This is a genomic window from Xanthomonas arboricola pv. populi (assembly GCF_002939945.1).
In the GTDB taxonomy this organism is placed as follows: domain Bacteria; phylum Pseudomonadota; class Gammaproteobacteria; order Xanthomonadales; family Xanthomonadaceae; genus Xanthomonas; species Xanthomonas arboricola_A.
On sequence record NZ_MDEB01000001.1, the window covers coordinates 1,302,595 to 1,327,815 of the forward strand.

The 25,221-nt window shown below is 61.0% G+C and carries 23 protein-coding genes and 1 other RNA gene; 11 read left to right on the plus strand and 13 right to left on the minus strand.

Going from position 1 to position 25,221, the window contains the following annotated elements; genetic code table 11:
* The first annotated feature begins 6 nt into the window (after window positions 1-6).
* On the plus strand, window positions 7-1,032 hold the full coding sequence (locus tag XaplCFBP3123_RS06200) for an alpha/beta hydrolase (RefSeq protein WP_104533191.1): 1,026 nt from the start codon (window positions 7-9) through the stop codon (window positions 1,030-1,032).
* 134 nt (window positions 1,033-1,166) lie between these two features.
* On the opposite strand, the gene XaplCFBP3123_RS06205 is transcribed toward XaplCFBP3123_RS06200, so the two are convergent.
* Window positions 1,167-1,243: non-coding RNA, sX9 sRNA (locus XaplCFBP3123_RS06205), on the minus strand.
* A 71-nt stretch (window positions 1,244-1,314) separates the two neighbouring features.
* On the opposite strand from XaplCFBP3123_RS06205, the gene XaplCFBP3123_RS06210 reads away from it, so the two are divergent.
* The 5 genes from XaplCFBP3123_RS06210 to XaplCFBP3123_RS06230 all read left to right on the plus strand — a co-directional run bounded on the left by XaplCFBP3123_RS06210 (window position 1,315) and on the right by XaplCFBP3123_RS06230 (window position 5,215).
* Window positions 1,315-2,115: a GntR family transcriptional regulator gene (locus XaplCFBP3123_RS06210; protein ID WP_253254140.1), complete on the plus strand. Its 801-nt coding sequence runs from the start codon at window positions 1,315-1,317 to the stop codon at window positions 2,113-2,115.
* A 246-nt stretch (window positions 2,116-2,361) separates the two neighbouring features.
* Window positions 2,362-2,502 (plus strand): lasso peptide xanthomonin 1, encoded by a 141-nt coding sequence (locus XaplCFBP3123_RS06215; RefSeq protein ID WP_016903879.1) that lies wholly within the window; start codon window positions 2,362-2,364, stop codon window positions 2,500-2,502.
* Window positions 2,503-2,550: 48 nt separating this feature from the next.
* On the plus strand, window positions 2,551-2,697 hold the full coding sequence (locus XaplCFBP3123_RS06220; protein WP_104533192.1) for a benenodin family lasso peptide: 147 nt from the start codon (window positions 2,551-2,553) through the stop codon (window positions 2,695-2,697).
* Window positions 2,698-2,807: 110 nt separating this feature from the next.
* Window positions 2,808-3,482, plus strand: coding sequence for a lasso peptide biosynthesis B2 protein (locus XaplCFBP3123_RS06225; RefSeq protein WP_104533314.1), 675 nt, complete (start codon window positions 2,808-2,810; stop codon window positions 3,480-3,482).
* Window positions 3,482-5,215 (plus strand): lasso peptide isopeptide bond-forming cyclase, encoded by a 1,734-nt coding sequence (locus XaplCFBP3123_RS06230; RefSeq protein WP_104533193.1) that lies wholly within the window; start codon window positions 3,482-3,484, stop codon window positions 5,213-5,215. The genes XaplCFBP3123_RS06225 and XaplCFBP3123_RS06230 overlap by 1 nt, the downstream gene beginning before the upstream one ends.
* A gap of 70 nt (window positions 5,216-5,285) precedes the next feature.
* Here the strand turns inward: XaplCFBP3123_RS06230 and XaplCFBP3123_RS06235 are convergent, their stop codons facing one another.
* The 4 genes from XaplCFBP3123_RS06235 to XaplCFBP3123_RS06250 all read right to left on the minus strand — a co-directional run bounded on the left by XaplCFBP3123_RS06235 (window position 5,286) and on the right by XaplCFBP3123_RS06250 (window position 11,560).
* Entirely contained in the window at window positions 5,286-7,367 is a 2,082-nt protein-coding gene (locus XaplCFBP3123_RS06235; protein ID WP_253254141.1) for an Atxe2 family lasso peptide isopeptidase, read from the minus strand.
* A 68-nt stretch (window positions 7,368-7,435) separates the two neighbouring features.
* Window positions 7,436-9,883 (minus strand): TonB-dependent receptor plug domain-containing protein, encoded by a 2,448-nt coding sequence (locus tag XaplCFBP3123_RS06240; protein WP_104533195.1) that lies wholly within the window; start codon window positions 9,881-9,883, stop codon window positions 7,436-7,438.
* A gap of 686 nt (window positions 9,884-10,569) precedes the next feature.
* On the minus strand, window positions 10,570-10,893 hold the full coding sequence (locus XaplCFBP3123_RS06245) for a DUF4880 domain-containing protein (RefSeq protein WP_104533196.1): 324 nt from the start codon (window positions 10,891-10,893) through the stop codon (window positions 10,570-10,572).
* 94 nt (window positions 10,894-10,987) lie between these two features.
* On the minus strand, window positions 10,988-11,560 hold the full coding sequence (locus XaplCFBP3123_RS06250; RefSeq protein WP_253254142.1) for an RNA polymerase sigma factor: 573 nt from the start codon (window positions 11,558-11,560) through the stop codon (window positions 10,988-10,990).
* A gap of 613 nt (window positions 11,561-12,173) precedes the next feature.
* Between XaplCFBP3123_RS06250 and XaplCFBP3123_RS06255 the strand changes: the two genes are divergently transcribed.
* On the plus strand, window positions 12,174-12,995 hold the full coding sequence (locus tag XaplCFBP3123_RS06255; RefSeq protein WP_253254143.1) for a hypothetical protein: 822 nt from the start codon (window positions 12,174-12,176) through the stop codon (window positions 12,993-12,995).
* Between the two features lie 199 nt (window positions 12,996-13,194).
* Here XaplCFBP3123_RS06255 and XaplCFBP3123_RS06260 read toward each other — a convergent pair whose 3' ends face one another.
* From XaplCFBP3123_RS06260 to XaplCFBP3123_RS21660, 6 genes are all read right to left on the minus strand, one after another.
* Complete coding sequence (locus XaplCFBP3123_RS06260) at window positions 13,195-14,097, minus strand: XVIPCD domain-containing protein (RefSeq protein ID WP_172453126.1); 903 nt, start codon at window positions 14,095-14,097, stop codon at window positions 13,195-13,197.
* 108 nt (window positions 14,098-14,205) lie between these two features.
* Complete coding sequence (locus XaplCFBP3123_RS06265; protein ID WP_104533199.1) at window positions 14,206-14,826, minus strand: hypothetical protein; 621 nt, start codon at window positions 14,824-14,826, stop codon at window positions 14,206-14,208.
* Window positions 14,827-15,042: 216 nt separating this feature from the next.
* The gene (locus XaplCFBP3123_RS06270; protein WP_172453095.1) at window positions 15,043-16,509 is read right to left on the minus strand and encodes an XVIPCD domain-containing protein; all 1,467 of its coding nucleotides are present in this window, start codon (window positions 16,507-16,509) and stop codon (window positions 15,043-15,045) included.
* Between the two features lie 14 nt (window positions 16,510-16,523).
* Entirely contained in the window at window positions 16,524-17,153 is a 630-nt protein-coding gene (locus tag XaplCFBP3123_RS21655; RefSeq protein WP_104533316.1) for a hypothetical protein, read from the minus strand.
* Between the two features lie 89 nt (window positions 17,154-17,242).
* Window positions 17,243-17,656, minus strand: coding sequence for a SymE family type I addiction module toxin (locus tag XaplCFBP3123_RS06280; protein ID WP_104533201.1), 414 nt, complete (start codon window positions 17,654-17,656; stop codon window positions 17,243-17,245).
* Window positions 17,653-17,922 (minus strand): hypothetical protein, encoded by a 270-nt coding sequence (locus XaplCFBP3123_RS21660; protein ID WP_104533317.1) that lies wholly within the window; start codon window positions 17,920-17,922, stop codon window positions 17,653-17,655. The genes XaplCFBP3123_RS06280 and XaplCFBP3123_RS21660 overlap by 4 nt, the downstream gene beginning before the upstream one ends.
* Window positions 17,923-18,385: 463 nt before the next feature.
* Between XaplCFBP3123_RS21660 and XaplCFBP3123_RS06295 the strand changes: the two genes are divergently transcribed.
* The 4 genes from XaplCFBP3123_RS06295 to XaplCFBP3123_RS06315 all read left to right on the plus strand — a co-directional run bounded on the left by XaplCFBP3123_RS06295 (window position 18,386) and on the right by XaplCFBP3123_RS06315 (window position 22,691).
* Complete coding sequence (locus XaplCFBP3123_RS06295) at window positions 18,386-19,084, plus strand: hypothetical protein (RefSeq protein ID WP_104533318.1); 699 nt, start codon at window positions 18,386-18,388, stop codon at window positions 19,082-19,084.
* Between the two features lie 550 nt (window positions 19,085-19,634).
* On the plus strand, window positions 19,635-20,822 hold the full coding sequence (locus XaplCFBP3123_RS06305; RefSeq protein ID WP_104533203.1) for an XVIPCD domain-containing protein: 1,188 nt from the start codon (window positions 19,635-19,637) through the stop codon (window positions 20,820-20,822).
* A 240-nt stretch (window positions 20,823-21,062) separates the two neighbouring features.
* The gene (locus XaplCFBP3123_RS06310) at window positions 21,063-21,368 is read left to right on the plus strand and encodes a hypothetical protein (protein ID WP_253254144.1); all 306 of its coding nucleotides are present in this window, start codon (window positions 21,063-21,065) and stop codon (window positions 21,366-21,368) included.
* Window positions 21,369-21,583: 215 nt separating this feature from the next.
* A protein-coding gene (locus XaplCFBP3123_RS06315; protein ID WP_104533319.1) for an IS3 family transposase occupies window positions 21,584-22,691 on the plus strand; the annotation gives its coding sequence in 2 pieces (ribosomal slippage) (window positions 21,584-21,840 and window positions 21,839-22,691; 1,110 coding nt in all).
* A gap of 65 nt (window positions 22,692-22,756) precedes the next feature.
* Here XaplCFBP3123_RS06315 and XaplCFBP3123_RS06320 read toward each other — a convergent pair.
* Both XaplCFBP3123_RS06320 and XaplCFBP3123_RS06325 read right to left on the minus strand, forming a co-directional pair.
* The gene (locus XaplCFBP3123_RS06320) at window positions 22,757-23,719 is read right to left on the minus strand and encodes a restriction endonuclease subunit S (protein ID WP_216361727.1); all 963 of its coding nucleotides are present in this window, start codon (window positions 23,717-23,719) and stop codon (window positions 22,757-22,759) included.
* Window positions 23,706-25,221, minus strand: a 1,516-nt coding sequence (locus XaplCFBP3123_RS06325; protein WP_104533320.1) for an HsdM family class I SAM-dependent methyltransferase, incomplete at its 5' end; no start/stop codon positions are given. The genes XaplCFBP3123_RS06325 and XaplCFBP3123_RS06320, both read right to left, overlap by 14 nt.

The window sequence follows — 25,221 nt, forward strand, 5'->3', positions numbered from 1 at the left end:
GCACACATGACAGAGCACGGCAAGCCCAACCCGATCATCGACACCCTCTCCAACGTCATCGGCGCCATCCGTGCCGACGACGACATGCATGACCTGGCCCAGGCCCACGATGCGCTCGAACCCAAGGCCATCGAGAAGCTGACGCCGGCCGAAGCCCGGCAGCAGCCGACCATCGCCGATGCGGTCAAGAAGCTCCTGCACGACCAGGGCAAGTCCGCCGACCCGGAAGTGCTGGTGCCCGGCGTCAAGCGCACCTCCCACACCCTGGAAACGCCCGCCGGCAATCTCCCGGCCTTCGTCTATACCCCGCAGGGTGGCACCGCACTGCCGGTCATCGTCTACTTCCACGGCGGTGGCTGGGTGATCGCCAATGCCGACGTCTACGACGGTGGCGCGCGCGGGCTTGCCAAGGAAACCGGCGCCATCGTGGTCTCGGTCGATTATCGCCAGGCGCCCGAACACAAGTTCCCGGCCGCATGGGACGACGCGCTCGCCGCTTACGAATGGGTGCTGGCAAACGCGGCCAGCATCGGCGGCAATCCGCAGCGTGTCGCCCTCGCAGGCGAGAGCGCCGGCGGCAACCTGGCCATCGCCACTGCCGTGGCCGCGCGCGACAAGGGGTTGCAGGCACCGACGCACATCCTGGCGGTGTACCCGGTCGGGCAGACCGGTAGCCTGCACACCGAGTCTTACATCGAAAATGCCATCGCCAAGCCCCTGAACAAGGCCATGATCGAATGGTTCGTGGGGCACCTGATCCGCAGCGACGCCGACAAGGCGGACACGCGGCTGGACCTGGTCAACGCCAACCTGCGCGGCTTGGCGCCGGTGACGATCATCAACGCCACCATCGACCCGCTGCGCAGCGACGGCGCCAAGCTGGAAGACGCGCTCAAGGACGCCAACGTACCGGTCGAGCGCGAGGTCTACACCGGCGTGACGCACGAGTTCTTTGGTTGTGCAGCAGTCGTCGCCAAGGCGAAGGCCGCACAGGAGTACGCAGGCAAGCGGCTGCGTGAATCGTTCCGCTAAACAGCGCACACCGCCTGGCACGACGGCGGTGTGTCGTGATGGCAGGAGTCAATGGCGTGTAAATCCGAGGGCCGCCCTGGCACACCAGGTGGCCCTCGTGGTTGTGTGGCCTTCCGCTTGCGCTTACTTAGAGCGGCTAACAAAACGTAGCGAGCGCTCATCAGGTGAGTGCGGGCGGCGCGCTCAGAACCGGAGTGCACACGTGGTACATGCCGATTCAGAGCACCGACCCTGCCCGCCTGGCGGCCGCGCAGTCGTTTTGTCGGCGGCTCTAAAAATCTGTTGCTGCCGGGACAGGGCCTCGGCTCGAGGCCTTCCTCGCACACGGAATGGGCCGGCGAGTCCCGGCCTGACGAGGACCACAGCGGTGGCTCCCTGCCGCTGCCGTTGCATGTAGGATTCATCCAGGGAGAGGAGTCGAGGTCAGACAAGGAGTTCGTCGTGAGTGAAATCCACTCCAAACGTGCAGTTGCCTATGCGCAGGCCAGGCGCGCACTGCAATCCGGCCGGTATCCGCCCGGTCAGCGCATCGACCCGGCAAAGCTGGCCACCGAGTTAAAGATCAGCTCCACGCCGGTGCGCTTTGCGTTGTATCGCCTGGTCGGCGAAGGCCTGCTCATCGATCACGCACGCTATGGCTTGCAGGTGCCGCTGCTCACCGAGGTCGCGCTGCGGGATCTCTACGACTGGATGGACCGCCTGTTGCGGATGGCCTGCGACATCGGCGTTGCATCGGTGCCGCAGGCCCCTGGCGAGTGGGAGCCCACCACCGCACCTGCGGACGTGGTCAAACAAACCTGGAAGCTCTTCGACGCCATTGCCCGTGCCACCGCGCAGTGGTCGCTGCATCATGCGGTCAGGCAGACCAACGACAGGTTGGCACCGGTGCGACGTGCCAAACATGGCCTGCTCGGCTCTCTCGAAGAAGAACTGGCAGAGCTCACGCTGCACTGGCAGCAGCGCGACCTTGCGGCGTTGCAAACAGCGCTACATGCCTATCACGGGCGCCGCATCCAGGCCGTGCCGCGCATCGTGGCGGTCATGCATGAGCGCAACCGTCAGGCTTATCGACTCGGCGACTGACTGTCGCCAGCGCAAGGCCTTGCAAGATCGGCATGCTGTGCTGGCGTACTGCCGGCAACGTACGCCTGATGTGGCATGAACGGCGCGATGCGACGTCACCGGCAAAGCTTCCACGGTCATCTTCGATGGCGGTCACACAATGCATTTAATTATGACGGTGTTACGACTTAATCATTTGAAAATCAATAAGCCCGTTTCCTAACGTGTCTGCGTCATGGATCCCCATGGCACAACCAGGAGACAGCGATGAACATCAATGACACCACCCACAGCGACGCATCCAGCGAGATCACGGTGCTTGGCGTTGCCAGCACCGACACCAAAGGCGGCCCGCTCGCTGGCGAAGAAATCGGCGGCTTCAACGTGCCTGGCATTTCCGAAGAGTGAACCCGAGGCGTGCCTGAGTGCACGCCTCTCACACCAGGAGTAGAGACCATGGATACCAGCAACAACGACGCGCACACCACGACGTTTGGTCAGGATCTCATCGTGCTTGGGATCGCAAGCCTGGACACACAGGGCGGGCCATTGGCAGGCGAAGAAATGGGTGGCATCACCACGCTGGGCATCAGCCAGGACTAGGCGCTGCCAATGCGTGGCGGTCGCCACTCGGCTGTACATGCCGGTGAGCAACTTCCCAAGCCACGGGGCGCACTGCAACGGTGCGCCCCTTCTCTATCAAGGACAGCGCCATGCACCGCTACACATTGCGCAACGACCTATCGTTCTGCCGCATTGGCGAGCGCCTGGTGTTCCTGGATGTCGGCAACGACCGCTACTTCCGCCTGCCCCAGGCACTGGAGCACTCCCTGCTCGCCTACCTGGCGCATGACCCGGTGTCGGACCTGGAGATCGACGACCTTGTCGGACGGGGCTTACTGGTGGAACGGGCGCAAGCGACCGCCGGACCGCAGCTTCCCGTCATGCCTGTTGCGCGTAGCGCGATGGAAATGCCTGTAACGGCGCGACGACCACAGCTGCTTGAAAGGCTCGAGGTGCTGGCACTTGTGCTGTCCACACGCCTGGCATTGAAGCGCAGCCCACTTAGCAGGGTACTTGGCAGCCTCTCCGCTGGAGCACAGGGTCGGGGGATGCAGCAACGCTCGCTCGCCGGACTCGAGCAACGGCTCACCGATGCAGCGTCCGTCTTCCGGCGCGCACGCCTGTGGGTGCCGGTCGAGATGCGCTGCCTGCTCGATTCAGTCGCATTGGCAAGATTCCTGCGTAGGCGCCAGCTCGACGCCCAGCTTGTCTTCGGCGTCGCACTCGATCCGTTCTCGGCCCATTGCTGGGTACAGACAGGCGATCTGGTCCTAAACGACACGGTCGGCAACGTCCACGCGCATACCCCCATCCGGGTGGTGTGATGTACCGCTACATCGCCTTGTTCAACCATGCGCAGGCACTCCGCGGTGGCGACCGCGCCGGCGTCGATGCGTCGTTGCGCCAGATCGGGTTACAGCTACGGCAACGCGCTGGGCACATCGACCTGTATGCCTCAGACGACACGCCCGTGCTCGACCTGCCTGGTGGTGGCGCACTGATCGGCCATGTCTTTTCGCAGCGCGACAACGCCCCCTTGCTGGACGGCGCATCGCTGCATGCGTTGTCCGCAGCACAGCGGACGCAGCACCTGATCGAGACGCACTGGGGTGAGTACCTGCTGTTGCACGCACCGCACGCGGATCCCAGCGCCATCACCGTCATGCGCGAGCCTTCCGGCGGTGTGGCATGCGTTTACGCGCTACAGCATGGCTTCATCACTTCAGACATCTCGATCGCCACGCATGCCGGTGTGTACACGCGTGAGATTGACTGGGACACCATCGCCCATCTTCTGCACTACCCGCACCTCAAGACCGAGCGCACCGGGCTTGTTGGCGTGCGCGAATTGCTGCCGGGCAGCCAGCTGTGTCTGCAGTCCAACCGCAGCAGTGTCGAGCAAGTCTGGAACCCCTGGGATTTCGTCGCAGCCTCTCGGCGCCGGCACGACCCACTCGACGCACAGGCACAGGTGCGTCAGGCGGTGGCCTCCAGCGTCACGTGTTGGGCGCGGACCGATGCATCTGTGCTACTGGAACTCTCTGGTGGCCTGGACTCTTCCATCCTGGCCGCATGCCTGAAGGACACCAGCGCGCGTGTGGCCTGCTGCAATCTGGTCACGCCGGTGCCTGGTGCCGACGAGCGGCACTATGCCCGGCAGATGAGCGATCTATTGGGCACCGAGCTGATTGTGCGCACCCTGGGGTTCGACGCTGCACCGGTCGATTTCGCACCGCCGGCACATGCGGTCGCACCCAGCACCTGGTTTCTGCAGCATGCCTCCAATGCGCTGAAAGAGGCGATCGGCACGCAGCTGGCCATCACCAGTTTCTTTTCCGGCGGCGGTGGCGACACCGTGTTCTGCAACACCAGAACCGCCGCGCCCGCCGCGGATGCCTTCCGTGCAGGCGGCCTGCGCGCCGGCTTCAGCGCAGTCCATGCGCTTGCCGAGCTGCACCAGTGCACGCTGTGGAAAGCAGGCAGGTTGACGATCAGGAAACTCCTCGCCAAGGCCGGACCGCCACGCAAGCCGGAGCGATCGTTCCTGCCAAGCACGCAGGCTGCGGTTCCATTGCAATCGCATCCCTGGTTCGATGCCCCACCCGACAGCCTGCCCGGTGACCGCGAACGTATCGTCGATCTTGCCGGCACCCAGGTGTTCCGCGATGGGCTGGCACGCAGTGCGTCGTGGCACCTGCGCATGCCGCTGCTGTCGCAACCGGTGGTGGAGGCCTGCCTGACAGTGCCGAGCTGGATGTGGATCGCTGGCGGCCGCAATCGCGCCGTGGCACGCGATGCGTTTGCGGATGTGCTGCCTGCACAGATCCTGCATCGCCGCAGCAAAGGCACCTTCATGAACTACTCCGGCGCGGTCTATCGTCGGGGCAGGCAGCAGATCGGCGATTATCTGCTGCAGGGTCGGCTTGCAGGCCAGGGGCTGCTGGACGCCGATGCCCTGCGCCACCATTTCGACCACACAGTGGCCGACGGCGACCACAGCGTCATGCGCATCTTCGACCTGTGTGCGGTCGAGAACTGGGTCCGTCATCAGCGCTGAGGTTGCCTGCGCTGCGTAGATGCGTGCCGTCCGCATGCCAACGTGCCACGCGTCAGCTGCGCCACACACGCTAGTCGCCACGCGCCGGCAGTGCCGCCTTGATTGCGCGCCAGCGTGCGTACTGCGCGGCCTTTTCCGGCGCAGCGTCCTGGTAGTCCTGCAACCAGAAGCGGAACCAATCGACGTTGCGCGCATACACGGCCAACTTGTGCTGCGGCTGGAACTTCTGGTGCGGCTCGTTCGCAAACACGTACAACTCGGCGCGTTGCGCACGCAGCAGTGGAATCAGGTAATCCAGCGCGTACAGATACTCCTGCTCGGAATGCTGGAACAGGATGGGCGCGCGAATCCGCTCCAGCTTGAACGCCGGCGACAGCGCCTTCCAGCGCTCGGGTGTCTGCTCCGGTGCACCCAGGCCCCACATGTCGCGCAGCCCCTTGAGAAAGGGCTCGCCCTTCATGCTGCCGAACAGGTAGTACGACGGCGACACCACCGGGTTGGCCACCGACGCCGCGGCCAGCAGGCTCGACTCGGTCGCCGTCCACAAGGTCACCGCACCGCCGAAGCTCAGCCCGCCCATGCCCACCCGCGTGGGATCGATGCCGGCCTGCGACGACAGCAACGCCACCGCGCTTTCCACCGCCGCCAGCCCTTCGCCGTGGCGTTCCACCGCATCCATGGTGTAGCCGGGCAATTGGTTGATGCACAGCGCTGCGATGCCAACCTGCGCCAACGCGGCCAGCGGCCACTCATCGCCCACGCCACCGCGCACGAAGCCCGGGCAGCTGTAGTAGGTGACGAACAACGGCAGCTTGCCCGCGCCGGTTCCGTGTGCCGCAAAGAACTGGCCGCTGTATCGCCGCCCACGTGCATCGCTCCACTGCAACAGCCGTGCGGGCGTCGCACGCGCCATGTCCGCCGCAAGCTGGGCGTTGGGATCGAACAGCACCTGCCGCGCGCCATCGTCCAGGCCGATACGTTCCAGACGCGGCGGGCGATCGGCTTCGGCTGTCACGCACACCAGTGCAATGGCCGAGGCACCGCAGTGTGCCGCCGGGTCACGTCCGCCATTGATCAGACCGCGCCCCTGCACCACCAACTGCACCTGCCCGCTGGCCGGATTCCAGCGCTGTATGGATTGCGCCAGGCCCAGTGCAGGATCGGTGATGGTGAAGAGCACTTCCGCATTCCCCGGGCGCCACTGCACTGCAGTGATTGCCTTTCCCACGCAGGCCGCTGCCGTACAGCGCACGGCCTTGCGCGCATGTGCACCGGGCAATACCGACAGCGCCACGTCCGGCCGGGACAGCTGCCCACTGCCGTCACCCACGCGCGACAACACCGCTACCGCACCGCCTTGTGGCGCGCGCGCAGATTTCCACACATCGCCGACCAGGCCGCGCAGCGCGCTGACGTCGGGCTCTGCGTCAGGTCGCTGCGCATCGGCAAGCACCTGTGTAGCCCCAGTCGCCAGATCCAGTGCCATCCACCGCGCCGGCACCCCGGCCGACAGCCCGGTACGATCGAACCACACCGTGCCGAAGCGCTGCGTGGCCAGGCGTCCTTGCACATTGCCCGAGCGGAACAGGCCTTGCCCGAGCGGCACCGTCTCGTCGATCCGGATGCCCTGCGCATACTCGTCCTGTTCGGCCACCATGACCTGCGCGCGCGTGGCACCGACGCGGTAACGCAGCACCCGCCCATCCGCGTCCAGCGAAAAATCCTGCACGTCGGCCGCATCGTGGGTCACCGCTTGCGCCCCGGAGCCGTCCGCCGCCGCGCGCCACACCGCAATCACGTCATCGATCAACGCGCGGTAGTACAGCCAACGGCCATCCGGCGACCACAGCACCTTTGCAGGCAAGGACCCGCCAGCCGAATCGCGCAACGGCACGCCGCCATCGGCAATGCGTCTGGGCGCGGCATCCTGCAGGCCCTGCACGTACCAGACGCTGTCGTAGGTATTGCGCTGCACCGCTGCCTGCTCGGTGCGAAAGGCCACACTGCGGCCATCCGGCGACAGCGTGGGGCTGCCGATATCCACCACCTCCAGCAAGCGCTGGGGCGACACCGCTTGCGCGTGGCACACACACGCACCTGACGTCATCAGCACGCCTGCAAGCAGCAGGCGCCATGGTTTGTGATTCCTCACGCACACACTCCTCTCGGCAACACTCAAGAGCCATGCCTGTACCTCGGCGGCAGCAGGCAGCCGACGCATCACCAGCGCTTGGACACCGACACGCTCACGAAGCGGCCGATCGCCGAATAGTTGGTGGAGTCGTACGGGGCCACGTACAGCGGCGAGGTCACCCGGTACAACGGCGGATCGCGGTCGAAGGCGTTGTCCACCGATACCCCGAACTCCAGCCCCGCCCACGCATCGCGGCGTGCGCCGGTGGCGTAGCGCAACGCCATGTCGAATGTGGTGAACGATGCCGACTCCACCCCATCGGCGCGGTTGCGCACCGCGCCGCGGTAGTTGCCGAACAGCGAGGCAGTGAGCCCGCCCTGCTTCCACACCACGCCCACGCGGCTACTCAGCTTGGGCGGGTTGAACAGCGTGCCGGACAGATCGAACTCTGGTTGCGTGGGCAACGTCTGCTGCGTGCTGTCCAGCCAGCTCGCCGCCCCGCGCAAGGTCAGCGTGCCGCGCGCCAACGCCACCTGGTAGCTACCGCTCAGGTCCAGCCCCTCGATATCCTGCTGCGCCACGTTGGCGTACTGCGTGTAGATGATTGCCGCTACCCGGCTCGGGTCGTAGGCGACGCCGGCGAAGTTGGAGAACCGGCTGGCCAGCGCGATCACATCGGCCTGCGCCTGCGGCGTCGGCGTACGGTCCACGAAGGGCGCGTAGATCGGATTGCGCAAGGCCTGGCTGGCATTGGCGATCGGCTGCAGCACGCGGTTGCTGTAGTCCACCCCGAACCAGGTCAGCTCCGCCTCCAGGCCATCCAGCGCCTCGGGGTGCCAGGCCAGCGAGACCGAGCGGGTGATGGCGCGCTCCGGCTGCAGATCCTGGTTGCCGCCATCGGCCACCAGCACTGTCGTCCCGGCGGGAAAGCCCACCCCGCCGAACGCGCCCGGCTGGAACAGCCATGCCTCCTGCGCGTAGTTGCGCTCGAACAGCGTGGGCGCCTTGAACGACTTGCCCCACGAGGCCTTGAGCGTCACATCGCTGCCAGGCGCATACAGCACACCGAACTTGGGCGTTGTCACCCCGCCAAAGCTGCTGTAGTCCTCCCCGCGCACCGCCGCTGTCAGCGTCAGTCGCTGCACACCGGGCACACCCTGCGCCGGGCCCACCACTGGCAGGCTCACCTCCGCATAGGCGAAGCGCGCGCTTTCGCTGCCGTCGATCGTCTCCACGCCATTGACGTGGTTGACGTTGCGGAACGTGTTGCTGCGATACCCCACCCCTGCGGCAAGGCGCGCATCGCCTGCCGGCAATGCGAACAGCGGCCCCTCGGCACCCAGCTCGTAGCTGCGGCTGTCGTTGCAGTAGCACAGGTCGGTCACGCTCACCGCACCGCTGGCCAGCGCCGTTTCCTGGCGGTATTGATCGTGCTTGCTGTTGCCGTCGGTGGCGCCCAGCGTCAGCGTCCAGTCGTTGGGCAACCACACCGCAAGGCTCGGCGACAGCAGCAGGCTGGTGGTGGTCGGCGTGACCCGGCTGTTGCGGCCACTGACAGCGTAAAAATGCAGTTGGTCGCGTTCAGTGCGTAACGCATCCAGGCGCACCTCGGCGTTGTCGCCCAGCGCCTGGTAGGCACTCAGCAGCCCGCTGCGCAGGTCGCTGCCCGGATACAGCGTGGACGGGTCAACCAGTTGTGTGGTGTAACTGCGCTGACGGCTATAGATGGGGTCTGCCGAGACGTCCTGGTAGGTTGCGATCACGCCACCGCTGCGCCACGTGGTGCCGGCCGTAACGCTGTATTGCCGCGAGGTGAGCCCGCCTTGCGTGGCCCGCCCGAAGCGCGTACCGACGTTCACCCCGTCGTAGTCGCGCTTGAGGATCACATTGCCCACGCCACCGACCGCATCCGACCCATAGATTGCCGACGCACCGTCGGCCACGATCTCCAGCCGCTCCACTGCCTCCACCGGGATCGCGCTGAGGTCCACCGCCTGGGTGAATCCGCCATAGGCCAGTCGGCGCCCATTGAGCAGGGTGAGCGTGGCATCGGCGCCCAGGCCGCGCAGGTTGAGGCTCGCGCCACCGGTCATGTTCTGGTTCGCATTGCCGGCCCCGGCCAGATTGCCGCTCAGCACGCCGGGGTTCTGCCCGCCGGAGAAGTTCTGCGGCACGCTGCGGATCACCTCGCCCAGATCGCTGAAATCCTCTTCCTGGATCCGCGCCGCGCTGATCGAAATCACCGGCGACGGAACCGCACCGCCCTTGATGCGCGTGCCGGTGACTTCGATGGACTCCAACTCGGTCGCGGCGGTTTGCGCCGGCGCAGCCGCCGCAATCGCAGGCTCCGGCGAGCTGGGCCTGGCCGGCTCGCCTGGGTTCGTTGCCACGGCTGCCGGCGTTTTCTGCGCCGCTGCCTGAGGTCCCGTCGCCACCTCCGCCGTCGCCGCCTGTGCCCCCACCACACCTGCCGCTCCGCTCGCCATGGCGAACAGGGCGATGGAAATGGCGTTGCGTAACGTACGTGTCTTCATGCTGCGTCCTTTGGCTTGCCTGGTTGGCCCGCCGACGACGCACTCCGGTCGGCCCGGTGCGCATCGCCAGCTGAGCAAGATCGGTCCTGCACCTGACTGCTGAAACACGGTCACCGCAACGCGGCGAACAGTGATCAGAATCGCTAACTGTTTGGCTTGCGAACAATCGTCGCGCACGCAAAGTGCCTCGGCACCCATCCGGGCCCCGACACGTCAATCGCTGTGTGCGCTATTGCCCTCCCCTACCACCTGCTGCGCGTTCGACGCGCTATGCCCGCACTGCCATCGCCAGTGCACGCTTTGCGACGGCTACGTTGGCAGGCGCATCAACGCGCTGCGGATCGGCTTCCACTGCAGGTACCTGCACGCGTTGCGCGGCAGCGTGTTGCTGCGCCCCAAGCTCGTGCAGCGACAGCAGGGCCATCACCGCCACTGCTAGCCTGCTGCGTGCATGATCAAAACCGACACCGCTCCCCGATACTGCCCGTTGTGCGTGCATGTGCATCCTTCGCGTCCTGGGCGCGGCACCATCGCCATTGCGTCCCCCGACAACAAGTGATGCTGCGCAAGCGCAATGCCCTACCAGCAACGTGTGCAATATGCAGGCAGCGCTGCAACAGAGCGCACATTCAACGGTTTCTGCAACACGCAGTGCGGCTTGCTGAGTGCCGAGTGTTGAGCGCGCGCTACTGCCTCGGCAGGTGATGCACCGCATAGCCGATCGCGGCAACCAGCATCGCTACCAGCAACAGCCAGGGCCAGCGACGACGCCGGCCGGAGGGTGGCGTCAGCAGCTCCAGATCGCGTGCAGTGGCGGCCTGCAACTCGGGATCATCCAGCACTGCCGATGCATGTGCGTCCACGTCGAGCAGCTGCTGGTAGGCCGCATGGTGGCGCGGATCGGCAGCCAGCCATGCCTCACGTGCGGCGCGCTCGGCCGCGTTCTCGCGCCCGAGTCGCACGAGATAGGCGGCCGCCTGCGCGTGGATGCGCTCGGACTCTGCACGCATGGCTGGTGACTCCCGGCGGGCGGTCTCCCTGCGCCCTCGCGCACGATGCTACCAGCATCTTCCGGCGGCGCCAGCCAGCAGCCTTGCAGGCCGGTTACTGCGGCAACTCTCCCACGGCCGCACGACACGCCAGCAGCGCACGGCTGATGTGCTTCTCCACCATCTTGATGGAGATGCCCATTTTCGCGGCAATCTGCGGATAGGTGAGCCCGTCGAACCGACTCAGCTTGAACGCAAGCCGGCACTTCGGCGGCAGCTCGAGCAAGGTGCGCTTGAGCAGCACATCGAGCGTCTGGCGCGCCTCGGCAATCTCGTCCACGCCGGCCTCGTCGGCCCTGATCGGCGCCACCTGATCCAGCGACACGTGCTGCGCCGCCAGCCGCCGCTGACGCGAGCGCCGCTGCTCGATCACCAGGTTGTGCGCGATGCGGTACATCAGCAGCCGGCGGTCGCCGATGTTGGGCGCATCGCGGTACACCATCATCCGCGAGAAGGTCTCCTGCGCCAGGTCTGCAGCCGTCTCGGCATCACGCGTACGGCGGCGCAGGTACGCCAACAGCTCAGGATGCAGTGCGGCCAGCGCCTGGTCGAACTCGGCACGCAGGCGCTCCCTTTCCCCAAGCGACAGCTGGCCGCGCGCCGCAGGCGGACCGTCACGCGAGCTCATCGTAATCGCCGCGCCTTCGGCCAAGTGCCGCTGCCCACCAACGCCCCCACGCATCTTGCGACACGACGCACCAGCGCCATGCGCGCGCAAGGGCCGTGCAAGTGGATCTGAACATGAGCAGTGCAGCCAAAAGATGGAGAGTGGGTGGTGGGCGCCGCACCCCGAACCGCAGCCCCACCTCTTCCTCCATGACGGCAAGCGATGCTAACCCCCTACGTTTTGCGCGTTAGTCAGCCTCGGTCGAGATCAACACGCACTCCAGCCCTGGTCGCTGCAAGCGCGGTCCTGCCCGCGGCATCGCACGGTTACAACGCTTTCCCCGCGCACTCCATGCAAGGCAAGCAGCAAAGCGGCACGCTGCAGCAGTTGCAGACAACGAATACGCCGCTTGCTGCGAAGCGTGCACCAGGCCAATGCATAGCCGAGAGCAACTGAGCCCGCATATTGCCGTCAGTAGGCACATACATACGGCAGATGCAAAGCGAAGCGGGCAGACTATCGTCTGCAGTGCTGATGATGGAATCAGGGCAAGCTGCCATCCGGATTCAGACACCGCGTAGATCGATGCAACCAACTTACGCCACACGCATAAAAGCAAAGGAAACCCAACGTAATGGACTACCTCATGCGTACCGCCTGGATGTTCGCAGGGCTTGCCGGCGCCCTCATCGCCGCGCCAATTGCTGTGCAGTCAACCATCGGCAAGCGTGGGCCAACCGCATTGACGGCAGCTCCCCATACATCTGCCATTGCGCAGCATGTGGAAGCCAAGCCGCTTGAGCAAGGTGAATACGTTACAGACGCGGGGTGGGGCCGGTTGCTGCTGACCAAAGACAATGGCGCGCTCCGATTCTCCTTGGAAAGCACCACGGGCCAATCGATGTGTTCACTGCAGGGCACAGTCCGAGGCACGCAAGGCAGCGCAGAGGATGAAGCTGGCGCTACAGGCTGCAAGGTTCAGTTCTCACCAGTTGCCGAAGGCATCGACATCACAACGCCCACCACGATGGAATGCAAAACCTTGTGCGGCTATAACGGCGGTTTTGAGGCGCGTTACCTTCGTACCACGACGGGCTGCAACCGCAATGCCATTGCCCGCACGCGCGCGGTGTTTCAGCAGCACTACGATCGCAAGGACTACCAAGCAGCGCTCTCTACACTGTCTCCCATCCTGACCCAGTGCGGGCAGACACTGGAATGGGACGAGAAGGGAGATATGCGCAACGACCTGGCAATCACCCAGTACAAGACTTCCCAGTACACACAATGCCTGGAAACGCTGCACGACTACGCTGAAGATGCAGCGTCACCAGACGATGCGGTGACGGACAACTGGCCGCCGGTCCTTGCCGATCGCTATCTGGCAATCATCCGTGCAGCTAGAACCAATATTGGGTTGTGCAAAAAAGGGCTAGCCAGGCAAAAGAAGGGCTAGTCGTGACCGACAGGCGGGGATACGAAAGACATCGGGTAGCGCACGACAGATAGCGAATGGCATACGGCTTGGCTCCCTTCAGCGGTAAAGCGATGTTTTACAGGCATCGGGCAGCCGGCACAGCATCTCGCCTCCCCCTCGCAGCAGGCCGCAGGATAAAGCCTGTAACACTGCCCGATACAGACAAATGTATGGGACGTCACACCATCCGGTGCTGCGGAGCGATCGATTGCTCGCGCTGCTGCTCCTGCTGCTGGGAGTGCAGCTGGCGCTGCGTCTCGCCCAAGGCTTGGAGCTGCGCCAGAGACTGCTCAACCGGTTGTGCAATGGCGTCGTTGGTCTTCATATACGCCATCTTGTGAGCGGGGTCGTTCAACGCGCCTTCCACCACGAAGACGTTCTCGCCCTGTCGCACGGACTTGGTGTTCTCGCTCAGCACGACGTGATCGATTCGCGCCAGCCCGTTTTCCTTGGCTAGATACGCGCTGCTTGCTGCCAGCCGTGCGCTGTTGTCGTCGTACTCCCTGCCGATGCCTTGCTCAAGGCGACGCACGGCATCCTCGGCCTGGCGATGAAGTGGATCATGCGCCTGTGGATGCGCGGCTACTGCACTGACCTCGCCCGGGGGCACTTGATTACCGGGTAGATGCGCCTCTCCGATCACTTTCTGCCACCAGAGCTGATCGGGCTTAGGATTACTGCGCTCCCTGTTCAACTCACTGTTAGGCAAGGGGGCATGGATGCTCTTGATCTCGTCGACATTCCCTACCGGCTTGAGCGCGCCTTCAAAGTCCTTGTCGACCCCCTGTCTGGTCGTACGATGCAGCCCCGCATGGTTCAGCGCGCCCCACGTGAAGTCGATGCAGCTATTGGAAGCGCCACCGTACTCCATATTGAACCCGTGTTTCGCAGGCGACTTGCCAAAGTCTTTTAGCTTCTCGTACTGCGACTGATCGATCTCCATCGTGCGCGAGTAATAAGGATCTTTATAGTTCCTGACGTCATCCTTGAATACCTTTCCCGGCCCGCTGGACTCGCCGTGCTCTGCGGGAGCAAACCCATAGCTATTAACTTCCTTACCATCACTTACTGTGTAGTACATGTGGCCGGCCATGGAGTTGCCGCCGGTGGTCAAGAGTGGGGTACCCGCCGCAGCGACGTAGACGGTGACGGTGTAGCGCTTGTCGTGATCATCCATGTCTCACCAACCTTATTTTGCTTTGTGAGTGTAAGCAACCAACAGCTGAGCGTTCTCATCTAGCAATGCCTGCCGGTTCTGATCAATACGCAATCGAAGACAATAGCGACCAGCCTGGAGGGAAGTACTGTAGGCAAACGCGAGCTCCTCGGAGACCGTGCCGGTCGGGGGTAGCCCGGCGCGTGCCATTGTCGCGACATCTGCATTTAGCGCAAACAACCCCTTTGCAATGCCGTCTGCGGCGATGGCAACAGGCAACTCTTGTTCTCTTCCGACACGCTGACTGCGCTGCAGCTCCACCGGAACCGCCCCGGCCTGCTCGATACGTTCCAGATGCACGACTGCAATGATATCGGCACGCACCAGACGGTCGGCGGCATCCGCTACCGTGCCGGTCTCACGTCCCGTCAATAGAACGCCGATGAAAATTGGTGGACTCGCGTCATCCGGCTGGGCAGGTACGTCGAACTCAAGCACCATTTCTTTGCCGTCGTGCGGAAGCAAGCTTCGCGTCAATGGCACCGTGGTTTGCATAGCTGACTGCTCCTTTGCGATGGAGGTATTTGCGGGGGGCGATTGCATGCTGCAGCCTATGATCAGACCGATGATCGATGCTGCAACGGCAAAGCGCATTCGACCGCTTGTAATAAGCACCGTATCTCTCCTGTGAGTGTGATGCTGGATCTGAGGTTCAAGACAAATCCGCGTCCAGGACCATGGGCCATCTTAGCTGCATCTTCTGCGGTCACTATGCAACGTCGTATCGCTTACTCACCCCGCATGGCCAACTGCACTTACGGCGGCGGGCAGGCGTGTGGGCGGCCGAGACTTACCTTATTCTGTTGACCCTCAGCGCGTCATTGACGGGCCGGCCTGGGTAACGGCTTGCTGCGACTGCTCCAGCGCCTGCTTCTGTTCACGCGCCTGTGCCTGGGTCTGGTTGATCGCCTGCAGGCGATCGAACGACTGGCTCTCTGGCGCCTGCACTGCGTCCACCGTCGGCATATGTGCACGCTGGTGTGCCGGATCATTGAGGACGCCCTGGACGACAAAGACCTTCTCGCCGCCGGCCAGCTGACCTGTTGGGTTGTTGAGCACTACATGATCCACCCGCGACAACCCTTCTTCTTTTGCCAGCGCAAGCAGGCTGGCGGTCATACGCTGGCTTGCCCCGTCCCACTCTTTGCCGTGCTGGGCGTCGAGCTGCATCACACCACTTTTGATCTGCTGATATAGCGCGTGGTCTGGGTGGCCTGGCTGTGAGGGCGTCTGCGCTGGGGGACGTGGCGATTGTGGGTCGCGCTCTCGCAGCTCCTGCTCCAGCGCTTGGGCAGAAATCGGCGAGACGTGCAGGTGAGTGTCCTTGCTGTGCTGGAAGAGCCCAGGGGTTGGCGGCTGCGTACTACTGTCCAGGTATGGCATGGGGCGGGTGTCGCTGCCCAGGTCAATGCCGTTGTGCTCCAAAATTTTTTCATTGAATCCCAGGCGCTGCATGTCCAGGATCATTGGCTGCTCCGGCTCGCCGGGCTTTGACTTGTTGTAGTGTCGCTCGTAGATGGCGGCTGTGCCGACCACCCACGGACCGTAATGGTTGACGTAGTCGGACTGGCCCGCATGACCGATACGGGTGTCCTTGACCGACTTGTCGAAGTAATTCACTCCCATTGCCTCGACATTACCCGCCGTGGGCGACAACGTCAGGTCGCTATTGAACGCCAGGTTTGCCTTGGGCGTATAGATGCTTGGATAACCGCTGCGCGTGACGAAATCTCTGGCCCGACCATCCGCAAACAGGTACACATCTTCAAGCGTAGGATTAGGGTTACGACTCTTGACCGCGCTCACGATAGCGTTCCATCCGGCTATTTCGGCCGTTGCTTCGTCCGCACGGTTACTGGCAAGCACCTTCTCGCCAGCAGCAGTGTAATCGTGCGTGCTACGGGCGATTTTTATTGCCTCTGTTTTGAACTGTTCCCGCGCAAGCGCAGCAGTGGGACTGTAAAGGCTATGCTGAATTTCATGTCCCAAGACGAAAGTCAAATCGCCTGCTGCTGCATGCTTGCCGTTGGCATCATTCACCAGCGCTGCAAGCGGCAGGTGAATTTCCTGATCGCGTGGATCATAGGTGCCTCCCGCATGCGGATCGTTTAACGGCGCGAAGCCTTTCAGCAGCTTTTTCTGCACCGCCTCGTTGATCTGGCGGGTCAACTCGGGCGAATCGTTCAGGACCCGATTGAAGTTGTCCAGATGCTCACGTGTGACACCTGGTTGCTGACCGAATGACGCCACCACGGCACTTGCTTCTTGGCTCAACATGTCCGCTCCTTGGACTAGCGAATTTGAACCCACTCGATGCACTGATGAGTGGTGCGCGCTAAAGGTTCGTCAGCCTCGCCACGCGGGAAGAGCTCTACGCGCATCCCTGGGCGTTGAAAGATATCGCTCATCCATCGCCCATCTTCGACAAGATTGCGTTGTCGCGAGAAACCCATTTTTTCGAGGTGCGCCGCAAATGCCTCGAAGTCGATCTGGCAGATATCCGACATAGACGGAGACGCTTCTGGCGGATTCGGCAGGAACAGGAACTCGAACCATGCACCCTTTATTTCAGTTTTGTTGACACCAAACCCGTAGTTCCAGTCTCGGGTCAGCACTCCGCTGGCACCGAACCGCCCGGAACCATCACCGCGGTGCTGTACCGACTGGCCCATTGCTCGAGACACATGATCGGCAGTGAACGATTCAATACTGGTGCTTGTGCGAATCAGCTCCAGTACCCGCTCCAATGCTTCCTGCGCGGTACGTGGTCCACCTTTGGAAGGATCTGCAGGTACGTGATCGGCTGAGGAACTCATGGCAGATGTCTCCGTGACGGTTGCCGGGGCTGGGGTGGCCGCCGTGTGGGCGCATGCGCCCAGAGCGAGGGTGGCGAGCAAGGCGTAGAGGGGGCGCGCGATCATGAAGCGTCCGTTGTGCGCTGGTGTGGCTGCGACGCTAGTGGCATCCGGCACCGAGGTCAATCGCAAGGGGTCTGGCAGCCGCACCATCATCACCGCACGCTGCGCGCCTTGGCCGGCACCTCCACCGGAGGCAACACCTCCATCAACAGCTGCCCTTCGCTGGCGGTGATACGCAGCTTGGTGCCGATGGCAAAGCCCAGTTGTTCCAGCCATAGGCCGCTGAGGCGGACGTGGGGCACGTGCTGGTCGCCGGCGTGGTCGTGGGCGCCGGGGTAATGGGTGTAGCTGACGGTGCATTGGCGCGGGCGGCGGGCGCGGCGGGGTGCGCGTAGCGTGCCGGGGCCTTGCGGGGAGGCGTCCGGGTCGGGCGGCAGCATCGGTGGCAGCTTGGTGCGGTCGGGTTCCACAACAACCCACTGCACCCGCTTGGGCGGCGCGGGGCGCGTACGCGTGCGGGTGGGCCGTGCACTGGCAGATACCGTGGGTGGGCGGCGGCGTGTCATGGCGCCTCCGGGTGGTGGCCGGTGATGGTTGCAGCAACGCACTGCTGCAACGCCACGGCTCTGCGTGCGAACCATCGGCACGAAGTGTGCGGCGACACTGTGAGCTGGCGACTCAGCGGATGCGCAGGACGGTCGCTCGCCTGCTTAGCAGCAGTGCGTGCGGCCAGCCGGCGCAGCACCTCGCCCACATCCCACAGCAGGCCGTGAGCGGAGGCTGGCAACAGATAACCCGGCACCGATGCCGGCGTGAATGGTGCGGTAGACATGGCAACGCCCTCCTGGAACAACCCAAGAACCGCCGCCAACGGCGACGGGATGTCGGGAGGTTCGAAACCGCAGAGAGCCGGCGGGCGTATTCCCCTTGCGGGTGTTGTATTAGCCGCCCTCCCGACGCAGGCATCGCATCGGCTTGTACCTGCAGGATGCAGGCACAAAAAACCCACCGGTTTGACGGAGGTGGGTACCGCTCTCTGAGGAGTTTCGACGCTCCTTGAGGCAGAGGTTGCAACGCGCGGATTGCGATGTCAACACACGTCATCTCGACTTAGAAAGCGACTACAAGAGGCACCGACAAGCAGCCCATGTGCCCACACCCTCAGGATCATAAGCTCCCGACTTGCTCCGCGCGCGCTCACGCAGAATGGCTTTCGTGCTGTCGCAGAATTTCTACCTGGCCGTGTCGGCCAGACACCTCTAATCTTGCCGCATCATTCAGCAGTGACGGGCGACATGGAAAGTAGCGACGTAGCACCAAGCGTGCCTTTAACTTTTAAAGCTTTAGAAGAACGCCTAAGGGTGCTGCCGGAGTTCCCGGCAGACACTGCCAGCCCTAGCCGCCTAGTGCGCGGCGCAGCCACCGTTTTGGCATGCGGAATAGCCTCTACGCTGATTGCGTCGTTCTTTAGCTTTACGAGTATTCCACCCCAGTTGCTGGCGAAGGTCGCAACCACCGGCTTCTGGGTTGCATTGGCGGCGCTAGGCGTCCTGATGATAATTAGTCTCTACGGGATAGTGAGTGATCTACGTCAATGGACAGTCGATCAGGCTATGCGCACTGATCATCAGCTAGAGCAATTTCTGCAGGAAGTGACTTGGTTGAAGGGGTATCCGGCAGCAACCCTGCAACTCATGCTGGATCACGCCCGCTACAGCCATACACGCCGTGCGGGTCGAATTGCGTTATTAGCCGGGAGCGTCGACAAGCTAGGTCTGCTTCCAGTCGCGGCGTCGCTCTTCCTGGTTATGCGCGCTGGTGGAAATCCTCTAGCGATGTCTCCAATGACAGCGATGGTTGGTATTTTGCTGCTGTTCTTTTGGATGGTCTGCTGGGTAGCCACCTCGGCTAGGGGTAAGCTGCAGACCTATGAATACTTGCTCGAGATGGCGTTAAAGGGCAAAGAGAAAGACGTAACAGCAGCTGATGCATAGATTGGGGTCAGGCATGGTCAGGTTAGCCCGCCTCCGTAACTTCATAGCTCCGCTACCCCGCAGGGGGCATACTTGCAACCGGTCTACACATGGATAACCATCCGTGTGATTGCGGTGGAGCTGTCAAATCATGCAAACGAATCCCCACGCCAACCTTAGTTCTCTAGCACTGCTAGTAGCTGCTAGTCTCTTCTTCATACCAGGGTGCTCTGCCATGCAGCAAGACTCACGGCCCGGATTTAATACTCAGCAGTCTGCCTCCAAGGCGAGGCAAGAGCTTCAGGCGGCTAATCCTATCGGGTCGCCGCTTACGACTGCGCAGAAGAACCTTGAGGATCTTGGATTTCGTTGCCAAGCGTTGAGCTCTCCGGGCGCAGGTTACAAAGCATCGATGGTGTGCACGCTTGCCTCTGTAGTGAAAGAGGCGCAGCCATCGGTGACGGCGCCAGCTGTGCCGGTTACCTGGATGGTCGGCTTTCATTCTGCTGACGGAATCTACTTGAGCACGCTGGTGGTGAATCGGGCTCCGCAGGATATTGGAGAATAAGTTATGAATGAGCAGAAGAAGGCAACAATTTTGGTGGGGGCAAGCGAGGTTGCTGGTGACCGACGCCATCTTTACCTGCTCTTTCAGAAGTCCGATGGCAGCCAGACTGTAGTACGTGGAGGACCCGACACCAGAGCCGAGGGAAATGACCTGGCAAATTTTGCCGAGAGCACGGTTCTTGGCTCGGAGAAGTTTGGGCACATCATTGTCCAAGCGGCGCCTTACGTTGCGCCTTATGAAGTTGGGTACCGATTAAAGCAGGACGGGAACTACGAGCGAGTTCCCTTGAATCAGCTGGATCCTTCCGACCCTGGCATTGCACGGGACGCAAGAGGCGACGTCGTGAAAGAGACGATCACCGCTCCAGACTGGCCCGCACCAGGCGAGCGTCACGAACGTATCGTTGCCTGGACTGGCTCTGACCAGGAATTAGCCGCAAAGCTCGAGTCCGCCGTCAAGGCTGCCGAGCAGATCAATCACGCGCAACTGGAATATTCTCCGCTGTACAACAACAGCAACGGTGTTGTCAGCAACTTGCTCAAGGCCAGCGGCGTTCAACCTGTTCTGCCGAAGAACGCACAAGGTGAGACGGTCAACGCCCCTGATTTTGGGGAGGACCTTTATCAAGACGTCGGCGCGGCATCGGTACGCAGCGGCTACAGGTTTGACGGCAAGCAGTGGTTCGATGCGGACGATCGCAGGATCGCGCCTCCTACGAGTGGGCAGCCGTTGGTCCCTCAGGACCCGGCCGCGCCTTCGCGTGGATCGTCGGAGGGTTTCAAGCTCAGCGCACAGGCTCCATCGCCTACCGACCCCATGTTTGCTCAAATCCAGGATGGCGTACATCGGATCGATCATTCTCTGAATCGTGCTCCGGATGCCGCAAGTGATCGCATGACCTGGAGCCTGTATGCACTCGCCAAAGAGCAGGGCATGGAACGTGTGGACAACGTAGTGCTTGGCCGAGCAGGCACCAGCGCAGCAGCTGGCGAATATGTCTTCTTGGTCCAGGGAGATCCCACCACCTCCGTGTACCACCGTGAACAAATGCGCACGGCAGATGCGGTGGAGAGTTCAGTCGAACAGAGCCAGGCCCGCGTGCAATCTGCCGAACAGACGCGTGCACTCGCGATGAGTGTCGAAGCTCAGGAGCAGAGTAAAAAGCCGGATGCACCAGGGCTGCAAGTCTGATCACCCTGTCCTCAGCAGCCTTTCGACCCGCCTACTAACGGCGACACGTTAGCGTCTAGACATGCTTCGAATAGCTTGCTTCCGACGCTTGAGCTTGGCTTTTGGCTTGCCGAGTTGGCAGGTGCTAACGTGTCTGTACGCATCCCATAATTAGGCAGAAACGTGGGCATTAAAATTAGGCTGTTTTTCACTACAGGATTACTCGCGCTATCAACCTTGGCTACTTGTGCAGGAGGAAACATGCGCTCTGATTACAAAAAAAATGATGTTCAGCCGGTCAAGATCGAAAAATTAGGCGATTCACTCCAAATTACCTACCACATGCCTGCAGAAAGTCTCTTTTATTCTCCCGGCGTTGATTTCGCCAATGACCCTGGTGTATTGCGTATCGCCATCCGCAGATGCGGCATCAATGAGAAGTGTGATGCCATGGCAAAAGCTGCCATGCCACCAGCTGAGCCGTGGACACCGAAAGTCACCGTCCCGTATGCAGGGGGAAAGGTCGTACTGGTCTACGCAGACAGCGAAGAAACATTGTCCCCTTAATTCCACAAGGAGCGATGCAATGAGCACCGATCAAAAGTGCGCCGGGTCATTGAGCGCCAAGGCGGCGTGTTTTTCGTTGGGGACAACTGCCGGATTCCGTGCATCTGTACTTGCAGATGCTCGCCGCGACGGCCGAAGCCGTTGTCGACTCCCCGTAATTCAATGCCAGCCATAACTAGAGGTCTCCGGCACACTAGCCACCAAGGAGACCAATGATGCGCAAGAGCAAGTTCACCGAGAGCCAGATTGTCGCCACGCTGAAGCAGGTTGAGGGCGGCCGCCAGGTCAAGGATGTGTGCCGTGAGCTGGGTATTTCCGACGCGACGTACTACGTCTGGAAGTCCAAGTACGGCGGCATGGAGGCCGCTGACGTGAAACGCCTTCGCGACCTGGAGACCGAGCACAGCAAGCTCAAACGCATGTATGCCGAGCTCGCGATGGAAAACCATGCATTGAAGGATGTCATCGCAAAAAGCTGTAGACCCGGCGCATAAGCGCCCGCTTCTTGCCTGGCTCATCGAGCAGCATGGCTGGAGCGAGCGCCGGGCCTGTTCGCTCGTTGGCGTGGCGCGCTCGACAGCGCGCGATCGGCGTGGTCCCGATCGCGACGAGGAGGTCGTTGCGCTGTTGTCCGAATTGGCCGAGCGCTTTCCCGAGCGTGGATTTGGAAAACTCTTTCAGATCATCGGCCGTCGCGGACATGTGTGGAATCACAAAAGGGTGTGGCGCGTGTATTGCCTGATGAAGCTCAATCAACGTCGTCGCAGCAGGCGCCGGGTCCCGACCCGTCATCCACAGCCGCTGGCATGCGGAGAGCGACCCAATGCTGGATGGTCAATCGACTTCATGTCCGATGCGCTGTGGGATGGTCGGCGTTTCCGTACGTTCAATGTCATTGACGATTTCAGCCGGGAAGCCTTGGCGATCGAAGTGGACTTGAATCTTCCGGCCGCCCGCGTCATCCGCACCTTGGAGCGCATCGCAGCCTGGCGCGGCTATCCCGCCAAGCTTCGCCTGGACAATGGCCCGGAGTTTGTCGCATTGGCCTTGGCCGAGTGGGCCGAGCGCAAAGGCATCGCATTGGATTTCATTGAGCCTGGACGGCCGATGCAAAACGGTTTCATCGAACGCTTCAACGGCAGCTACCGGCGCGGCGTGCTGGACATGCACATTTTCCGCACGCTGAGCGAGGTTCGCGAACAGACCGAACACTGGCTGGCCGACTACAACCAGCAGACCCCGCATGACAGCCTGGGCGGGCTAACGCCCGCCGAGTTCCGTGATCAACATCAACCGCAGACCTCTAGTTTTGGCTGGCATTGAATTACGGGGAGTCGACACACTATTCACGCCTTTATTCGATCTGCTCCCATGACCAACTATCACTGTTACTTCACTTGCGTAACCTGCGAGCTATATGGGAGCGAATTAATGTAACGTTCCAAAAGTGCCAGATCTGGATCGCCTTGTGGCGTCACAGGCAATTTAATCACAGATTCGCGCATCCGCTCAAGATGCCATTTTCGGCCATAGTTAAACCTGTATTTTTCACGACGAATAATAGCGCAAATGAATAGAGCAGCAGCGGCTGTGAGATTGAATCCTTTTGGATAAAGAACATTTACGTCGTCGGTTGCCCAAAATGATTCTGGCTGATAGAAGGCTTCTGCCACTGAACCATTGTAGCTGACGCTTATCGTACCGCCAGAGTGTATAGGCCGCTGACCAATCCTTGCTGTAACGCCATTGAGATAATCAGAAGCGCCAACATAAGGAACAGACCCAGAAATCATGTTGGCTTTGGTCAATCTCTGGCCTTTGCGAACATGAAACAAGTCACTTATACGAAATACACCCCATGCCTCAGTAGCCGGTAGCTTTACAGATATGGTACCGGCGGGGGCATCTGCACCACGGTACATGTTTGTGCCAGCATCCTTCACCCACTCAGGTATTTTATCCGGCAAGAATAGATTTTTAAGTGTTCGATTTGCTTGCCTGCCAAATCCGAATCGAAACCGATTGGCCGTGATACAGGCCGCCCACCACAGTTTCTCCTGTTCAGCCATAGGCTGTTTTGGCCTTAAAACCATGACATGAAAGCCACTGTAGTAGGGAGAAGGCTGCAAGAATGCGACGCCCGCTCCTCCTTGACCATTCAGAGCGACGGTTAGAGTTCCCGCAGGTGCAGGCGAGAGGCCAACAATCGGCCGCACCCTTGCGGTAACTCCATTATTCCGAGCAGCACGTCCCACGAAATTTACAGCGTCGCTCTCAGATGACGTCGTCAACCGATTGAGCTCTAGACTATGGCCGTATTCTAGAAAAAAGAGCTGACTAATTTTCGGCACTGCCGTCCTCCAGATCTGCAACACTGTCCTGCCCAAAAAGTCGGAACAGCGCATAGTTCCTGACAACACGCTCAAAGTCAGCTTGAGTGAGTTTGCTGTAATCTGTTTCCATGTAAGCCTCAGCGCACCACTCATCGGCGGCAGTCACTGCATGCACCACACTCTCCCCAGGATGAACTTCACGATTGTGATACATCTCGATCCACCTGTCCCGAATGTTAGACCATGTACCGTTCTGGTCGATCCTGCCTTTGTGTTTCGTCTTTATAAATCCATCGTCTCGCCAGTACCCAAACCACGTCTTCTTTTTCGACTTAGCATGCGGCTTACCTGAGACCCACACCATAATGCATGTAACAGTCCCTACCGGACTAAATAATTCCGGAGGCATCGACATAACTGCGTCAAGAGTGTGATGTCGCATTAGCTCTTCACGCACCGGATTTGGAGCGATAGCGCAGGACATCGGCACGATCGCGACTCCTATTGAGCCCATATCAAGGCATTCAAGCATTTGTTTAACGAAGTACAGCTCGTGGAGCTCAGCGTCGCTTTTAGATTGCGCATAAGGAGGATTAAGCATCCCAACGTTAGGCTTCATCCGCTTCACAGACTTAGTTATGGCATCATCGAAACAACTTGCTTGATGTAAATTAGCCTTCCCATCCCCCCTAAGAATCATGTTTGATGCTGCCAACGCAAACATCTTCGGGCTGTTCTCGATTCCGATAAGGCGATTCTGCTTGATGTCCTTACGCTGTTTTTCAGTAACTGCCTTCTTGAGCATGTGCTGCATCGCGGAGATTAGAAAACCGCCAGTGCCAGCACAGATATCTAATACTCTGGATTCGGGACCGACATTGGCAATCAGCGAGAATAGCTCAGCTACATGGCGCGGAGTTAGAACAATCCCTAATGCTTTTTTATCACCCGCAGTGTACTTAAGAAATTCACCGTAGAACTGACCAACAACATCAAAATCGTGATAGATATTGATGTATGGCCATACATTTTCGCAAATACGAGAGATAATTTCCTTGAAAACCCCATCCGGATACTCTTTAGCTGTTTTACTATCAGGTTTTCCTAGATTCGGGTGGACGGCAATAGTCGAATACGGCTGAAGCATCGTATCCTTTTTTGCCTGAGGAATTTCTGCCTTAGCCAATTCTTTTTTAATAGCTCCCAGCCAGGCTTCTTGAATATCTTCAGCAGGGAGTGAGCCGAACGTCTTCATAAAAGGAGCATTCATCAGCGCTATCAGCGTGCCACTTACAAGAAGTGGTTTGTCTTCCTCTGAAACCTTCGCTTTCGTCCAAATAAGCTCATGCAGCTCCTTGGAGAAAGCGAGAAGATCTGAATGTCGTTTCTTTGCAACGTCGGGGTCAAACGATGCCAGTCTATAATAATCCTCAAATGGCAGAATCGTTTCAACCACCATTCCTGCCTCATTAGGGAACCTCTGAACAAAGCACAGCAGATGCGCGACACTATTGCCACAG

Bases quoted from the DNA above. Each gene is read 5' to 3' on its own strand.
- XaplCFBP3123_RS06295 (WP_104533318.1), top strand. From the start codon at position 18,386: ATGGAAAGTAGCGACGTAGCACCAAGCGTGCCTTTAACTTTTAAAGCT.
- XaplCFBP3123_RS06310 (WP_253254144.1), top strand. From the start codon at position 21,063: ATGCGCTCTGATTACAAAAAAAATGATGTTCAGCCGGTCAAGATCGAA.
- XaplCFBP3123_RS06230 (WP_104533193.1), top strand. From the start codon at position 3,482: ATGTACCGCTACATCGCCTTGTTCAACCATGCGCAGGCACTCCGCGGT.
- XaplCFBP3123_RS06280 (WP_104533201.1), bottom strand. From the start codon at position 17,656: ATGACACGCCGCCGCCCACCCACGGTATCTGCCAGTGCACGGCCCACC.
- XaplCFBP3123_RS06255 (WP_253254143.1), top strand. From the start codon at position 12,174: ATGGACTACCTCATGCGTACCGCCTGGATGTTCGCAGGGCTTGCCGGC.
- XaplCFBP3123_RS21655 (WP_104533316.1), bottom strand. From the start codon at position 17,153: ATGATCGCGCGCCCCCTCTACGCCTTGCTCGCCACCCTCGCTCTGGGC.
- XaplCFBP3123_RS06250 (WP_253254142.1), bottom strand. From the start codon at position 11,560: ATGAGCTCGCGTGACGGTCCGCCTGCGGCGCGCGGCCAGCTGTCGCTT.
- XaplCFBP3123_RS06240 (WP_104533195.1), bottom strand. From the start codon at position 9,883: ATGAAGACACGTACGTTACGCAACGCCATTTCCATCGCCCTGTTCGCC.
- XaplCFBP3123_RS06215 (WP_016903879.1), top strand. From the start codon at position 2,362: ATGAACATCAATGACACCACCCACAGCGACGCATCCAGCGAGATCACG.
- XaplCFBP3123_RS06265 (WP_104533199.1), bottom strand. From the start codon at position 14,826: ATGCGCTTTGCCGTTGCAGCATCGATCATCGGTCTGATCATAGGCTGC.
- XaplCFBP3123_RS06225 (WP_104533314.1), top strand. From the start codon at position 2,808: ATGCACCGCTACACATTGCGCAACGACCTATCGTTCTGCCGCATTGGC.
- XaplCFBP3123_RS06200 (WP_104533191.1), top strand. From the start codon at position 7: ATGACAGAGCACGGCAAGCCCAACCCGATCATCGACACCCTCTCCAAC.
- XaplCFBP3123_RS21660 (WP_104533317.1), bottom strand. From the start codon at position 17,922: ATGTCTACCGCACCATTCACGCCGGCATCGGTGCCGGGTTATCTGTTG.
- XaplCFBP3123_RS06220 (WP_104533192.1), top strand. From the start codon at position 2,551: ATGGATACCAGCAACAACGACGCGCACACCACGACGTTTGGTCAGGAT.
- XaplCFBP3123_RS06260 (WP_172453126.1), bottom strand. From the start codon at position 14,097: ATGTACTACACAGTAAGTGATGGTAAGGAAGTTAATAGCTATGGGTTT.
- XaplCFBP3123_RS06245 (WP_104533196.1), bottom strand. From the start codon at position 10,893: ATGCGTGCAGAGTCCGAGCGCATCCACGCGCAGGCGGCCGCCTATCTC.
- XaplCFBP3123_RS06270 (WP_172453095.1), bottom strand. From the start codon at position 16,509: ATGTTGAGCCAAGAAGCAAGTGCCGTGGTGGCGTCATTCGGTCAGCAA.
- XaplCFBP3123_RS06305 (WP_104533203.1), top strand. From the start codon at position 19,635: ATGAATGAGCAGAAGAAGGCAACAATTTTGGTGGGGGCAAGCGAGGTT.